Origin of the sequence: Microbispora sp. NPDC049125 (assembly GCF_040802045.1) — a bacterium.
In the GTDB taxonomy this organism is placed as follows: Bacteria; Actinomycetota; Actinomycetes; order Streptosporangiales; family Streptosporangiaceae; genus Microbispora.
Map to the genome: position 1 here is coordinate 62,341 of NZ_JBEZDW010000010.1, position 13,903 is coordinate 76,243.

The 13,903-nt window shown below is 71.0% G+C and carries 15 protein-coding genes; 9 read left to right on the forward strand and 6 right to left on the reverse strand.

Going from position 1 to position 13,903, the window contains the following annotated elements; all coding sequences use genetic code 11:
• Positions 1-24: 24 nt before the first annotated feature.
• The 4 genes from AB0B72_RS14425 to AB0B72_RS14440 form a co-directional block, all read right to left on the reverse strand.
• Positions 25-1,413, reverse strand: coding sequence for a hypothetical protein (locus AB0B72_RS14425; protein WP_367739187.1), 1,389 nt, complete (start codon positions 1,411-1,413; stop codon positions 25-27).
• A gap of 367 nt (positions 1,414-1,780) precedes the next feature.
• Positions 1,781-2,143, reverse strand: coding sequence for a DUF2203 domain-containing protein (locus tag AB0B72_RS14430; RefSeq protein ID WP_367739188.1), 363 nt, complete (start codon positions 2,141-2,143; stop codon positions 1,781-1,783).
• A gap of 34 nt (positions 2,144-2,177) precedes the next feature.
• Positions 2,178-2,549 carry a VOC family protein gene (locus AB0B72_RS14435; protein ID WP_367739189.1) on the reverse strand — a complete coding sequence of 124 codons (372 nt, stop codon included), beginning with the start codon at positions 2,547-2,549 and terminating at the stop codon, positions 2,178-2,180.
• Positions 2,550-2,568: 19 nt separating this feature from the next.
• Positions 2,569-3,444 (reverse strand): helix-turn-helix transcriptional regulator, encoded by an 876-nt coding sequence (locus AB0B72_RS14440; protein ID WP_367739190.1) that lies wholly within the window; start codon positions 3,442-3,444, stop codon positions 2,569-2,571.
• Positions 3,445-3,546: 102 nt separating this feature from the next.
• Between AB0B72_RS14440 and AB0B72_RS14445 the strand changes: the two genes are divergently transcribed.
• The 4 genes from AB0B72_RS14445 (at position 3,547) to AB0B72_RS14460 (ending at position 6,760) form a co-directional block, all read left to right on the forward strand.
• The gene (locus AB0B72_RS14445; protein ID WP_367739191.1) at positions 3,547-4,935 is read left to right on the forward strand and encodes an MFS transporter; all 1,389 of its coding nucleotides are present in this window, start codon (positions 3,547-3,549) and stop codon (positions 4,933-4,935) included.
• 54 nt (positions 4,936-4,989) lie between these two features.
• Positions 4,990-5,541: a GNAT family N-acetyltransferase gene (locus AB0B72_RS14450; RefSeq protein WP_367739192.1), complete on the forward strand. Its 552-nt coding sequence runs from the start codon at positions 4,990-4,992 to the stop codon at positions 5,539-5,541.
• 91 nt (positions 5,542-5,632) lie between these two features.
• Positions 5,633-5,950 carry a hypothetical protein gene (locus AB0B72_RS14455; protein WP_367739193.1) on the forward strand — a complete coding sequence of 106 codons (318 nt, stop codon included), beginning with the start codon at positions 5,633-5,635 and terminating at the stop codon, positions 5,948-5,950.
• Between the two features lie 165 nt (positions 5,951-6,115).
• Positions 6,116-6,760: a hypothetical protein gene (locus tag AB0B72_RS14460; protein WP_367739194.1), complete on the forward strand. Its 645-nt coding sequence runs from the start codon at positions 6,116-6,118 to the stop codon at positions 6,758-6,760.
• 67 nt (positions 6,761-6,827) lie between these two features.
• Here AB0B72_RS14460 and AB0B72_RS14465 read toward each other — a convergent pair whose 3' ends face one another.
• Positions 6,828-7,397: a DUF4396 domain-containing protein gene (locus AB0B72_RS14465; RefSeq protein WP_367739195.1), complete on the reverse strand. Its 570-nt coding sequence runs from the start codon at positions 7,395-7,397 to the stop codon at positions 6,828-6,830.
• A gap of 156 nt (positions 7,398-7,553) precedes the next feature.
• Here AB0B72_RS14465 and AB0B72_RS14470 point away from each other — a divergent pair, with 156 nt between their 5' ends.
• Positions 7,554-8,534: an aldo/keto reductase gene (locus AB0B72_RS14470; RefSeq protein WP_367739196.1), complete on the forward strand. Its 981-nt coding sequence runs from the start codon at positions 7,554-7,556 to the stop codon at positions 8,532-8,534.
• Here AB0B72_RS14470 and AB0B72_RS14475 read toward each other — a convergent pair.
• Positions 8,467-8,988 (reverse strand): STAS domain-containing protein, encoded by a 522-nt coding sequence (locus AB0B72_RS14475; protein WP_367739197.1) that lies wholly within the window; start codon positions 8,986-8,988, stop codon positions 8,467-8,469. The two genes, AB0B72_RS14470 and AB0B72_RS14475, sit on opposite strands and share 68 nt — an antisense overlap.
• A gap of 181 nt (positions 8,989-9,169) precedes the next feature.
• On the opposite strand from AB0B72_RS14475, the gene AB0B72_RS14480 reads away from it, so the two are divergent.
• From AB0B72_RS14480 to AB0B72_RS14495, 4 genes are all read left to right on the forward strand, one after another.
• The gene (locus AB0B72_RS14480; RefSeq protein WP_367739198.1) at positions 9,170-9,913 is read left to right on the forward strand and encodes an ANTAR domain-containing protein; all 744 of its coding nucleotides are present in this window, start codon (positions 9,170-9,172) and stop codon (positions 9,911-9,913) included.
• 191 nt (positions 9,914-10,104) lie between these two features.
• Positions 10,105-10,911, forward strand: coding sequence for an SAM-dependent methyltransferase (locus AB0B72_RS14485; RefSeq protein ID WP_367739199.1), 807 nt, complete (start codon positions 10,105-10,107; stop codon positions 10,909-10,911).
• A gap of 5 nt (positions 10,912-10,916) precedes the next feature.
• Complete coding sequence (gene polX, locus AB0B72_RS14490; RefSeq protein WP_367739200.1) at positions 10,917-12,605, forward strand: DNA polymerase/3'-5' exonuclease PolX; 1,689 nt, start codon at positions 10,917-10,919, stop codon at positions 12,603-12,605.
• Between the two features lie 122 nt (positions 12,606-12,727).
• A complete protein-coding gene (locus AB0B72_RS14495; RefSeq protein ID WP_367739201.1) occupies positions 12,728-13,840 on the forward strand; it encodes a sulfite oxidase in 1,113 nt (370 codons plus the stop codon).
• Positions 13,841-13,903: the final 63 nt, after the last annotated feature.

The window sequence follows — 13,903 nt, forward strand, 5'->3', positions numbered from 1 at the left end:
TGTGCCGCTCCGCCGAAGACAGTCCTAGACGGCGGTGGCGAGCCCGTCGTCGAGAGCGAGGAAACGCAGCCACACCCGGTCCCGGGGCAGCTCGTCGAGGCGCAGCCGGGAGACGGGCTCGTACCGCACTCCCCTGCTTCGCAGCGCGTGGTGCTCACCCATGACGACGGGCCCGGCGGCGCCGTCTCCCCGGTCGCCCGCCCCCTGCCGGCCCGCCGCCCGGTCGCCTGCCAGGTCGCCCGTCAGGTCGACGACGAGCCGCCGCGGGTCCGAGGGGCGGCCGATCTCCACCCAGCAGTGGTGGCTCACGTCGTCGAGGTCGTCGCGGTCGAACCGCAGACGCCCGTAGCAGTACGTGGGGTCGAGCAGCAGGTCCGTCTGGAGCTTGCGGGTGAGCCAGACGGAGGCCACACCGCACTGCCCGCCGGGCTCCCGGGTGGAGCCGTGCACCTCGTGGCACCGCGGGTGGACCGTCGCGGACGACCAGTGCGCCTCAAGCAGCCTGCGGTAGGAGGTGAGCCGCTCCCTCCACTCGGGGGAGGCGAAGTCGACTCCGGCCGGCGGGACGGGGTCACCGCACGAATGATCCCGGCGTGGAATCTCGGCCATGCCTTTGATCGACGCGACGGATTGTTTGTCCCCCGCGTTCACCGCGAGAATCATGAGAATGTTGTTGGGCGTGTCCAACCGCTGCGGCACCGGGCTCCGGGATATCCGGCGAGTGTGGAACAGCCCTCTCTCGTCATAGGTGTACGCCACCGGTGCGGACGCCATGGGTGTGAATCCAGAGGCGCGGAACGACGAGCCCGTGAAACCCAGCATCGGATTGTAGGCGGTGATGACGTAACGCCCGGCGTTTCGCGTTCTGATCTCCCTGACCGCACGGCTGATCGTGAGGCTCATGAGATTGGCGGGAATACCCGCCAGGCCGTGCATCCTGGTGAGAACGAGTATCTCCTCCGGCCGGGCCGCGAGCCCGTGCCAGGCGAGCGCGTCCATCACGTACCGGCGGTCGCACCGGGAGAAGGCCACGTACGTGAGCGGCATCGCGGCGCCCGGCAGGAACAACCCGAACTGCAGGACGGTGTCCGCGCGCTCGCTGCGCAGGTAGTGCAGCCGGGACTGGACGACGTGGCCCGCGCTGGGCCTGACCTCGCCGAAGAGCAGCGTGGTCCGGTAGCCGTCGGTGAACGACAGGCTAAGGTCCCTGCGCACCTTCTCGACGTCGAACAGGACGCAGGCGTGCGCCCGGCGGGCCGCGTCCTCGGCCGACTGGCAAATCTCCGCCGCCCGGATCAGGGCCTGCGCCCGAATGTCGTCGTAAACCGTCGCGGGTGACCGGTGCGCGATGTCCGCCCTGCTCAGCCGGGGCAGGTGCAGCCGCACCTGGATTTCGTACGTTCTGTGGTCCACACCTGTCGTCGCGGCGTCGGCGGAGACAAGCGGCCGTGCAGCGGAAATGAAGCGTTCGACGTCTTCGTCGCGGAGCCCGGCCGCTCGCGCGTTGTCGTTCCGGTCTGCCGGACGTGGGGAAGCCTCCATTGACGGCGCGTAAATGGTCTTGTGCACGTCTTCTCCCGACGTCACGGCACCACTCGGTTTACCCGCCCAAGGATAGAACTCGCACTGCGCCGTGTCAGGGATTCCACCCCGGTATGACGTTCTGGTATCAAGTGCCCGTATAAGCGGCCCCGGGGGCGCCGGAAAACGGTTTCGGCCGCCGGTATTTCGAATGCCGGAAATCAACCGCCACTCGCGGGGCGCCGCGCCACGGCCGCGATCAGGGCAGCGGACGGCGGCCGGGGAAGCCGAGGTCGCTGCGGTGGTACCAGCCGAGCGCCGTCTCCCCCTCCAGCCAGCACAGCCGCACCGAGACGCCCTCCAGGTCTGCGGGGAAGTCGACGAGCAGCGGAGCCACACCCTTGATCTCGATGCCCTCGGCGTCGAACCAGCTCAGGATCTCGTCCATCCGGGCCTCCAGGCCCTTCGCCTCCGGGAGCCCGCCGATGGACGACCGGCCGGAGTGCCGCAGGTCGTGGGTGAGCTCCGCCAGGTCGGCCCTGACCGCCACGAAGGCCCGCGCCCGCTCCAGCAGTGCGGGCATCAGCGACCTGGCCCCGTCAACGGTGAAGATCCTCGCCACGCACCGGACGCTATCGCATATGGCGCCCCGGTTCTCAGAGGCGGCGGCGCAGCAGGCAGAACTCGTTGCCCTCCGGGTCGGCCAGCACATGCCAGCTCTCCTCGCCGGTCTGGCCCACGTCGACGGGGACGGCACCCACCTTGAGCAGCCGCTCCAGCTCCGCCGCCTGGTCCCGGTCGGTCGGGTTGACGTCGATGTGAAGGCGCAGCTTGCCGGTCTTGGGCTCGGTCGTGGGACTGAAGACGATCGTCGGCTGGAGGCCGCCGAAGCCCTCCGCCTCCGGCCCGATCTCCACCGCGCCGTCCTCCCGGCCCAGCACGGCGAAGCCCAGCACCTCACACCAGAACGCGGCGAGCCGCTCGGGATCGTGGCAATCGAGGACGAGTTCACTGACGCGGCATGCCATGGTCGGCCAGATTACCCGCCTACCGCTGGTCATGCCTCGCGCAGTGGGTGACATCCGGATGACTTCTCAACCACTCCACCCGCTCACGGCTCTCGTCGTCCATAGGGGTGTAGACGACGATGCGCGTCTCGGACGGCGCCGCGAGGGCGAGGCTGGTCGACGAGAGCCGGATCGTGCCGACGGCGGAGTGCTCGAAGAGCTTCATCCGGGTCCCCGGCCTGGCCACGTCGTGAGTGGCCCACATCCGGGCGAAATCCGGGCTGGCCGCCGACAGCCGGGTCACGAAGCGATTCCAGACCGGCTCACCCGCGTGCCTGGCGAAGGACGCCCGCAGCGTGGCGACCATCGGCGGAAGCTCCTCCTCCCTCCTGGCCATGGGACAGCAGCACTCCGGCAGGGTGAACAGCCGCCACAGGATGTTCCGCTCGTACGGCGGCTGGGCGACGACGGCGCCGAAGACCGTCCTGTACGTGGCGTTCCATGCCAGCACGTCGTACCGGGCGTTGTAGACGCCGGCGGGGAGCGGGTTGAGCTGCCGGAGGATCGCGTGCACCTCGGGCTCGAGGCCCTCCCCGTCCCCCGGGTCGATCACCTCGGGCACGTCGGCCAGCCGGTAGAGGTGCTCGCGCTCCGCCGGGTCGAGCCGCAGCGTCCGCGCGATCGCGTCGAGCACCTGCACCGACGCGTTGATCGGCCGGCCCTGCTCCAGCCAGGTGTACCAGGTGACGCCCACGCCCGCGAGCTGGGCGACCTCCTCACGGCGCAGCCCCGGCGTACGGCGGCGCAGTCCGGGCGGCAGGCCCACGTCCTGCGGCCGTATCCGCTCACGCCTGCTGCGCAGGAACGCGCCGAGATCCTCGCGCCTGGTCCGCCTCGTATCGGTGCCGGTCGTCACCCCACCCATCCTGACGGGTGGCCGCCGGCCGTGCCAGGTGGTGCCAGTACCAGTATGAGCAGGCACTCGTTACCGGTACCGGCGCCGCCTCATCGTCGTGTCATGACCACTGTCGCCACCCGCACCTCCACCACATCCCGGCGCTCCACATCGTGGCCACTCACCGTGATCCTCACCGGGCAGTTCATGGCCATTCTCGACGTCTCCATCGTGAACGTCGCCGCGCCCACCATGCGGACGGATCTCGGGGCCACCGGCTCCGGCCTCCAGCTCGTCATCTCGGGCTACACCATCGCCTACGCCATGTTGCTGATCACCGGCGCCCGCCTCGGCGGCCTGCTCGGATTCCGGCGGCTGTTCCTGACCGGGCTCGTCGTCTTCACCGCCGGCTCGCTGATGTGCGGGCTCGCCCCGTCCACCGGCCCGCTGATCGCCTTCCGCCTGCTGCAGGGTGCAGGAGCCGCCCTGATGGTGCCCCAGGTGCTCAGCCTGATCCAGAGCACGTACGAGGGCGCCTCACGGGCGAGGGCCCTCGGTGTCTACGCCACCGTGATCTCGGTGGGAGCCGTCGTCGGCCAGGTGCTCGGCGGCCTTCTCGTCACCGCGGACCTGTTCGGCACGGCATGGCGGCCGGTGTTCCTGGTGAACGTCCCGATCGGCCTGGTGCTGCTGGCGGCGGGGGCACGCCTGCTGCCCGCCGAGCACGTACGGCGCGAGAACGGCCTGGACCTGCCCGGCCTGGTGACGCTCTCCCTCACCGTCTGCCTGCTCGTGGTGCCGCTCGTGCTCGGCCACGAAGAGGACTGGCCGGTCTGGGGCTGGGTGTCCATGGGCGCCTCCGTCGTCACGTTCGGCGCGTTCCTGCTCATCGAGCGCCGCGCGTCGCACCCCCTCGTGCCGGGCCGCCTGCTGCGCACGCCCGGAGTGGCCCTGGCGGCCGCCGCCGTCTTCCTCGTCATGGCGGTGTACGGCGGCTACCTGTTCAGCATGGCCCTCCACCTGCAGGGCGGCCTCGGGGACAGCGCGCTGCGGGCCGGCTGCCTGTTCATCCCGGCCGCCGGCGCCTTCGCCCTGGTCAGCCTCAACTGGAAGCGGCTGCCCGCCCGGCTGCACCGGCCGATGATCGTGGTCGCCGCCCTGGTCACCGCCGCCGGCGAGCTGGCCCTGGCCGCGACGTTGTCCGGCGGCGGGCACGGGGAGCCGCTGCTGGAGATCACCTTCTTCTTGATCGGCGCCGGCATGGCGGGCACGTTCAGCCCGCTCATGGCGGTGGCGCTGGCCCACGTCCCCCCGGGGGAGGCGGCGGACGCGAGCGGCCTGATGGCGATGATGCTCCAGCTCGGGCAGGTCGTCGGCGTGGCGGCCTTCGGAACGCTGTTCCTCAGCCTCACCCCTTCGGCGCACGCCATCACGGTCACCGCCGCCTGCCTGGCCGCGACCTCCGTTGCGGCCGGCGCCTTCGCCGTGCCGCTTCTGCGCCGCCGGACGTGACGGTAACGGGTGCCCGAGGTTGTCCCGGCCGGAGCGCTGCGCCAGGGTGGGCGGATGCTGATCCGTCGCGAGACCGCCGCCGACATCGCCGCCATCCGCCGCGTGATCGCCGCGGCCTTCACCGTCGCCCGTGAGCGGGGCTCCGTGCCCGGAGGTCCCGTACCGGAGGGAACCCTGCCCGTCGAGGCCGTCCTGGTGGACGAGCTGCGCGCGGACGAGGGGTGGCTGCCGGCGCTCTCGCTCGTGGCACTCGCCCCCGGCGGCGACGTCGTCGGGCACGTGGTCTGCAGCCGTGCCCGCGTGGGGGCGGCGCCGGCGCTCGGGCTGGGGCCGCTGAGCGTGCTCCCCGGCCACCAGGGGCGCGGTGCGGGCTCGGCGCTCATGCACGCCGTGCTCGGGGCGGCCGAGGCGCTCGGGGAGCCGCTCGTGGCGCTCCTCGGCGCGCCCGGCTACTACTCCCGTTTCGGCTTCGAGCCCGCCGGGCGGCACGGCGTCATTCCCCCGGTCGCCGAATGGGGGCCGTACTTCCAGGTCCGCGTCCTGGGCCACACGGCCCGGCCGCCCCGCGGCGAGTTCACGTACGCCGAGCCCTTCTCCCGCGTCTGAGCCCGCCCCTGAGGATCGGCGCAGAAGATCGGCTCATGTCTTCCGGTGCAAATGACCCGGTTCGCGGTCGCGTGATGAACAATTGGCAACCATGGAACCAGGCGAGATCATGGAGCGGCTGACCGGCGGTCAGCGCGTATACGGCGAGCCGTACGAGAAGGACGGGGTCACGGTCATCCCGGCCTTCGTCGTGTGGGCGGGCGGCGGGTTCGGCAGCGGCAGGAAGGCGGACGAGGGCGGCGAGGGTGGCGGCGGCGGGGTGATCGCGCGGCCGGTCGGGTCGTACGTCATCAAGGACGGCGACGCGCGCTGGGAGCCCGCGCTCGACCTGAACCGGGCGATCATCGGCGGCCAGATCCTGGCGGCCCTCGCCCTGATCGTCTACGCGGTCACCCGCTCCAGGCGCTGACCGCAGGCTCTCCGGTCCCGCGGCGGGCCTCGGACCTCACACCGGAAGGCGTGACCCGGCACCTCCATGTGAGTCAAGCTCACATTTTTGCCATGATCGGTTCTCAAAGACGATCACATGCGGTAGAAGAGCTTCTGCACCTCCCTACTTCTCTCCGAGGTCTACGTGAAGAAGCTCCTCCGACTTCTCGCCGTCCAGATGTTCGCCGCGGTTCTCGCCGTCGCGGCCGTCGCCGGCCCCGCCGGCGCCGACACGACCGAAACCGACGCCGAGATCGCCGCGCAGTGGCAGAACGCCTGGAACACCTACAAGTTCTACGACACCACCCCGCCGGCCCCGGGCTCCGGGCGCAGCCGGGTGACCACCAGCATCTCGATCCAGATCGACGCCCCGATCATGCACGTCTTCGCGGCGTACTCGAACATCAACAACCACATCGGCCGCGCGGCGTTCCTCAAGCGCGTCATCACCCACAAGGACTGGTGCGCGGGCGGCACGCGCTACATCAACCTCACCGCCATCGAGGACATCCCCTACGAGGGCGCCGTCGTCTCGCTCAAGACGTTCGCCCAGCAGCGGATCCACTCCGACGACTATTACTACGAGACCGACACCTGGTCCGAGCCGAACGTCGTCACACACCAGAAGATCGTGTTCAAGCGGGTTCCCGGCAACAAGACCGTCGTCACCGAGAACCTCACCTTCGACGCCGACGCCACACTGATCGACTTCGTCGTCCAGAACGGCGTCGCCTCCCACCAGCAGACGCAGACCGCCATCAAGCAGGCCATCGAGAGCGGCCAGCTCTGACAGCCGGCGGACAGGGGCGCCACCCACCCGGTGGCGCCCCTGTCCCATGCCCGCCGGGGCCCGGCTTTCAGTGGTAGACGTGGATGACGGCGTGGCCGAGGCCCCGCGCGATCATCCACCGGTTGACCGGCACCGTGACGACGAAGGCGACGGCGAGGGAGCCCGCCAGGGCCGCCCAGAACAGGACGGTCGCCAGACCCGCGTCCATGGCACCGGGGACGGCGACCACCACGGTGTTGTCCACGACCTCCATCACCGCGATGGAGACGGTGTCGGCGGCCAGAGCCACCTTGAGCGCCTCACGCACGGGCAGCCCGGCCCGCAGGACGCCGCGGGCGGTCAGCGCGTACCCGAACACGAAGGCCAGCACGATCGACAGCACGACGGTGGCCGCGTTGTTCAGGCCCGCCGCGGTGCCGACGGCCATGCCCAGCACCTCCCCGATGGCGCAGCCGGTCAGGCAGTGCAGCGTGGCCTGGACGGCGCCGCGCCAGCCGGAGCCCGCGCCGTGACCGTCATGCCCGTCATGCCCGTCATGCCCGTCATGCTCGTCATGCCCGTCATGACCGCTGCCTGCCACATGTCCGCCATGGGCCGCAGCCGCGCCGTGAGCGTCGTCGTGGTCCCCTCTTGTCATCGGTGCCCTCCTGAGGACGGATGCGTACGTGCTCGCATCCAACACGATACCCCCATGGGGTATTTCCGGCGCGGAAGAATTCGCCCGCCTCTTACTCCACCCCCTCCTGAAGACACCGGAGAAGATCGTGATGAGATGTCGGGAGGAGGTGTGGTCATGGAATACACACGACTCGGTACCACAGGCATGAAAGTCAGCAAGATCTGCCTTGGCATGATGAGCTACGGCGATCCCGGCAAGGGTGGCGGCTGGGCCCTCGACGAGGAGCAGGCCGAGCCCATCGTGCGCAGGGCCGCGGACGGCGGCGTGACGTTCTTCGACACCGCCGACGTGTACTCGGGCGGGGCCAGCGAGGAGGTCACCGGCAGCCTGCTGCGCAAGATCTTCCCCCGGCGGGACGACTACGTGCTGGCGACCAAGGTCTACTTCCCGATGGGCGGCGGCAGGAACGACTACGGCCTGTCGCGCAAGCACATCCTGTCGGCCGTCGACGCCTCCCTGACCCGGCTCGGCACCGACTACGTGGACCTCTACCAGATCCACCGGTGGGACGACGAGACGCCCATCGAGGAGACCATGGAGGCGCTGCACGACGTCGTCCGCTCCGGCAAGGCCCGCTACATCGGCGCGTCCAGCATGTGGGCCTGGCAGTTCGCCAAGGCGCAGCACACCGCCGAGCGCCACGGCTGGACCAGGTTCGTCAGCATGCAGAACCACTACAACCTCCTTCAGCGGGAGGAGGAGCGGGAGATGATCCCGCTCTGCCGCGACCAGGGCGTCGGAGTGATCCCGTGGAGCCCGCTCGCACGCGGCCTGCTGGCCCGGGCCGGCTCCGGCGGGGAGACGACGGTGCGGGAGACGTCCGCCGACGCCGGGCGGCGCGAGCAGCTCTACGGCGGGTACGGCGACGCGGCCGTCCTGGAGCGGGTGGCGCAGACCGCGGCCGAGCGCGGTACGTCCGCAGCCGTAGTGGCCCTGGCCTGGCTGCTGAGCCGCCCGGCCGTCACCGCCCCGATCATCGGCGCGACCAAGGCGCACCACGTGGACGACGCGCTCGCCGCCGTGGAGCTCACCCTGTCTGACAAGGAGATCGCCCACCTTGAGGAGCCGTACCAGACCCGGCCGGTCCAGTTCTGAGATCCTCCGCCTGACCGATCTCCTCGCGTAAGGCCTGGCCGACAGAGCCGTACACCCGTATGGGCGGGGAGGTCGCGATCAGGTCGAACAGCCCCAGCAGCCGCCGGAGCGCGGGCGTCGCCTCGGCGATGGCCAGGCCGCCCCCGGCGGCGGCCATGGCGGTGTGCACGCGGTACATGGCTCGCAGGCCGGACAGATCGCAGAAGCCCAGCCGCGTGGCGGCCACTACGAGACGGCGCACTCCCTTGCCGGGCAGCGGGCCGATCACCGCCTCCAGCAGCGCCACCGTGCCCACGTCGAGCTCACCGGTGACGGTGACGACGGCGGTGTCCCCTCCGCCGACGGACAGCTCCACCGCCAGGTGCATCGCGGGGAGGCGCTTGACGGCGTCGTCACGGCCGGAGGCCGGCCCGCCGAGCCTGCGCGGACGATCGATTCGAGACGTGTGGCTCACCCCTGCCGGGCATGACGGTAAGGCGGCCACGTCTCTGGACCACCGCCAGCCTACCCCCATCCGGCGTGGGCCTTCCGGCGTGTGCGAGGGTGGAAGCGCCGCCGAGGGCACCTCGCATGCGCCGCACTGGCGTTTCGCCGCCGGTGGCCGGTGGGACGCACCCCCGGAAATTCCAGCGATCATGCCATCGCTTCAACCGGCCTCCTCCGACTCCGCCTGGCCGGGGTCGTTGCTGACGCTCCTGCTGTCCACGGACACCTACGACACGTTCCTGCACGAGCTGACCCTGCTGACGGTCCGGGCACTGCCCGAGGGGAGCATGTGCGGCATCACCGTCACCCACGGCTCGCAGCCGGCGACCATCGCGAGCAGCGACGACCTGACACTGGCCGTCGACCGGATCCAGTACCGCACCGGGCAGGGCCCGTGTCTGGAGACCCTCACCACCGGCGTGATCCACAGCGTGGACGACACCTCGGCCGAACCGCGCTGGCGCACCTTCTGCACCGAGGCCTTCGCCCACGGCGTGCGCAGCTGCCTGGCGCTGCCGCTCGCCGGCCCCCACGGCATCGTGGGCGGTCTCAACCTGTACAACCCCGACGCCGGCGCGTTCGCCGAGACGACCTGGGCGCGGACGCAGGTCTTCGCCGGCAACGCCGCCGGCGCCGTCGCACTGGCGCTGCGCCTCACCGACCAGGCGAAACTGAACGAGGACCTGCATGCCACGCTGGCCTCGCGCAGCGTCATCGACCAGGCCGTCGGAATCGTCATGGCCCAGCAACGCTGCCCCGCCCCGGACGCCTTCGCCCTGCTGAGCCGGGCCTCCCAGAACCGCAACATGAAGGTACGCGACCTGGCCACGGAGATCGTCACCGCGGTCGGCGGCGTGGCTCCCGGCCTCGACGTCTTCGATCCGCCGGGGTGACCAAGCCGCCGGGGTGACGAAGCCGCCGGGGTGACGAAGCCGCCGGGGTGACGAAGCCGCCGTCCCGGCCAGGGCGCTCCGGCCGCGCCGGGGCCGCCCGCCGTCCCGCTGATCCACGTGCGGCGGGCCCTTCTCCCCTGTCCGGGACGAGCATTATGATCACGAATCGGACGGCGGGTGTGGAGGCGACTGTGGCGCAGCTCGAGCGGGTCCCTGACGGTGTGGACGCTTCGGTGCCGAGCTCGGCCCGGGTCTACGACTATCTCCTCGGCGGGAAGGACAACTACGCCGTCGACCGGGCGGTCGCGGACCGGCTCCTGGCCCTGGCGCCGGACACCCGTGCCGTGGCGAGGGCCAACCGGGCCTTCCTGGCCAGGGCGATGCGATTCCTGAACGACGAGGGGATCCGGCAGTTCGTCGACCTCGGCACCGGTATCCCGACCTCACCCAGCGTGCACGAGCTGGCCTGGGAGGCCGACCCGTCGGCACGCGTCGTGTACGTCGACAACGACCCTCTCGTGAAGGCGCACAACGACGCCCTCCTGGCGACCGACCCGGGGGTGACCACCATCCTGGCGGACATCCGCCGCCCCGACCTGATCCTCGCCGACCCCGCCCTGCGGGCGACGGTCGACCTCTCCCAGCCGGTCGCGGTGCTGTTCCTCACCGTCCTCCACTTCGTGACCGACGAGGAGGGCGCCCACGACATCGTCGCCCGATGGCGCGGCCAGATGGTGCCGGGCAGCTACGTCGTCATCTCCAACATGGCCGCCGAGAGCGATCCGGAGGCCGTGCGGCGCCTGCACGCGGCGACGGCGAACACCCCCGCCCACTCGACGTTCCGCCCCCATGACGAGCTGGCGCGCTTCTTCGACGGGTTCGAGCTGGTGGAGCCCGGCCTGGTCCCCGTGCAGCGGTGGCGTCCCGACATGGAGTCCGTGCCCACGCGGATGGTGGTGGAGGGAGGCGTGGGCCGCACGCCCCAGCGCGTACGCTGACCTTCATGGGACGGGCGAACGACGATGCCGCGGCCGCGCTGCAGGAGTACGCCGAGCTGTTCGCGCTGAACGGCGGCGACGCGTTCCGGGTGCGGAGCTACCAGAAGGCGGCCAAGTCGATCGCCGGGTTCCCCGAGGACCTGCGCGAGGCCGACGTCCGCGCGATCCCCGGCGTGGGCGAGGCCATCGCCAAGAAGGTCGAGGAGTTTCTCGACAGGGGCAGCTTCCGCCAGCTCGACGACCTGCGCAGCAAGGTGCCCGAGGGGGTGCGCAGGCTCACCCGCATCCCGTCGCTGGGGCCGAAGAAGGCGCTGTTCCTCTACCAGGAGCTCGGCATCGACTCGCCCGCAGCCCTGGCCGGAGCCATCGAGGCCGGGCGCCTGTCGGGCCTGCGCGGCTTCGGCGCCAAGACCGAGGAGAACCTGCTCAAGGGCATCGAGCAGATGGAGCGGTCGGGCGACCGGGTGCACATCGGCGTCGCCATGGACCTGGCCGAGCGGGTCATCGCCTCGCTGCCCGCCGACAGGATCGCCTTCGCCGGGTCGCTGCGCAGGATGCGCGAGACGATCGGCGACATCGACATCCTGGCCGTCGCCCCGCCCGGCGTGATGGAGCTGTTCGCCCGCCAGCCGTACGTCACCGAGGTCATCGCCGGGGGCGAGCGGAAGACGTCGGTGCGGACCGACCGGGGCCTCCAGGTGGACCTGCGCGTGGTGCCGGCCGAGTCGTGGGGGGCCGCGATGGTCTACTTCACGGGCAGCAAGGAGCACAACGTCCGCATCAGGGAGATGGCGGTCAAGAAGGGCTGGAAGCTGTCGGAGTACGGGCTGTTCGACGGCGACGACCGGCTCATCGCGTCGGAGACCGAGGAGGACGTCTACGCCGCCCTCGGCATGGAGTGGGTGCCGCCGACGCTCCGCGAGGACGGCGGCGAGGTCGCCGCCGCGCTGCGCGGCGAGCTGCCCCGGCTGGTCGAGCTGGGCGACCTGCGGGGCGATCTGCACACCCACACCGACCTCACCGACGGCATCGCCTCGCTGGAGGACATGGTCGCCGCGGCCGCCGCGCGCGGCTACTCGTACTACGCGGTCACCGACCACGCGCCCGACCTCGCCATGCAGCGGATGACGCTCGACAAGGCGCTCGCCCAGCGGGCACGTCTTTCCGAGCTTCAGGCGAAATATCCGGACATGAGGTTGCTGCACGGCAGCGAGCTCAACATCGCGCCAGACGGCTCGGTGGACTGGCCCGCGGAGGTGCTCGCCGGTTTCGACGTGTGCGTGGCGTCGGTCCACTCCCACTTCACGCAGCCGCGCGAGGAGATGACCCGGCGCTTCATCGCGGCCTGCGAGAACCCGCACGTCCACGTCATCGGCCACCCGACCACCCGGAAGATCGGCAAGCGCCCGCCGGTGGACGCCGACTGGGACGCGGTCTTCCGCGCCGCCGCGCGGACCGGCACGATCATGGAGATCGACTCCTACCCCGACCGGGCCGACCTGCCCTCCGACCTCGTACGGCTGGCCCGCCACCACGGGGTGAAGTTCTCGATCGACAGCGACTCCCACGCCATACCGCATCTGGCGCACCAGAGGTTCGGGGTCGGCATCGCGCAGCGCGCCTGGCTCACCACCGACGACGTCGTCACCACCTGGCCTCTCGACCGGCTCCGGGCCTTCCTCGGCAAAGACTGACCCGTGTTCCCCTCCCGTCCACTCTCCAGCTCTTCCCTATTCAACTATTGCCTGGTAGGTAATACATAAAAGAGGGAGGTGGCCAGATGGACCTTCACCAGCGCCGCCAGATGCTCTGTACCTTGGGAGACATCCCCCCGCTCGCCCAGAGCACACCGTTTCCCATAATCAAGCCGCTCCCCCCGGACCTGTTCGCCGTACACGGCGCCAGCGCGGAGATGCGCTGGGAGGCCATGCGGGGCCAGGGTCACCTCGTCCCCAACGACCGCTTCTTCGTGCGCAACCACACGGCCACCCCGCTGATCGACCTCACCACGTGGCGGCTGCGCCTGCACGGCTCGGGCCTGCGCTCCCCGCGCGACCTCACGTACGCCGATCTGCTCGCCCTGCCGGCGACGACCGTCGACTGCGCGATCGAGTGCGCAGGCAACGGACGGTCGTTCTTCGGGACGCAGCAGGGGCGCCCGGCCGCCGGCACGCCCTGGAGGCTCGGCGGCATCGGCGTCGCCCGCTGGCGCGGCGTCCGCCTGTCGGCCGTCCTCGCGCTCGCGGGCCTCCGTGGTGACGCCGTGGACGTGCTGCCCAGCGGGCTCGACCCCGAATACGTCGACGGCGGCGTGAACCTGGGCCACGTCCGCCGCCCGCTGCCCGTCGCCAAGGCGCTCGGCGACGTGCTGCTCGCCTACGAGATGAACGGCGAGCCGCTGCCGCCCGACCACGGCTTCCCCGTCCGCGTGGTGGTCCCCGGCTGGACGGGGATCGCGTCGGTGAAGTGGGTCGGCGACATCGAGGTGTCCACCACGCCGCTGTCGTCGCCGTGGAGCACCGGCATGTACCGCATGTTCGGCCCCGGGTCGCCGCCCGGCGGCGGGCCGCCGCTCACCACGCAGGTGGTGAAGAGCGCCTTCGAGCTGCCCTGGGAGGCCGTCCTGCCGGCCGGCCGGGCCCACCTCCTGAGCGGCAGGTCCTGGTCGGGCACCGGCCGCGTCACCCGTGTCGAGGTGAGCGACGACCGCGGCGCGTCGTGGCGGCCCGCCCGCGTCCGCGACACCGGCCACTCCGCCGCCTGGGTGCTGTGGGACGCCGAGTGGACGCCGGCCCGCCCCGGGCCGCACACGCTGATGGCCAGGGCGACCGACGAGACCGGCGCCGGTCAGCCTTTGCGCACGGCATACAACACCATGGGTTATCTCTTCGACGCGATCGTCGAGCATCCCGTTACCGTCGTCTCATGAGCGGGAATGTCACCCCGCAGTCAGCTGGGCGGACGGTGCGCGGACAGACGCGATCGGAGCGCG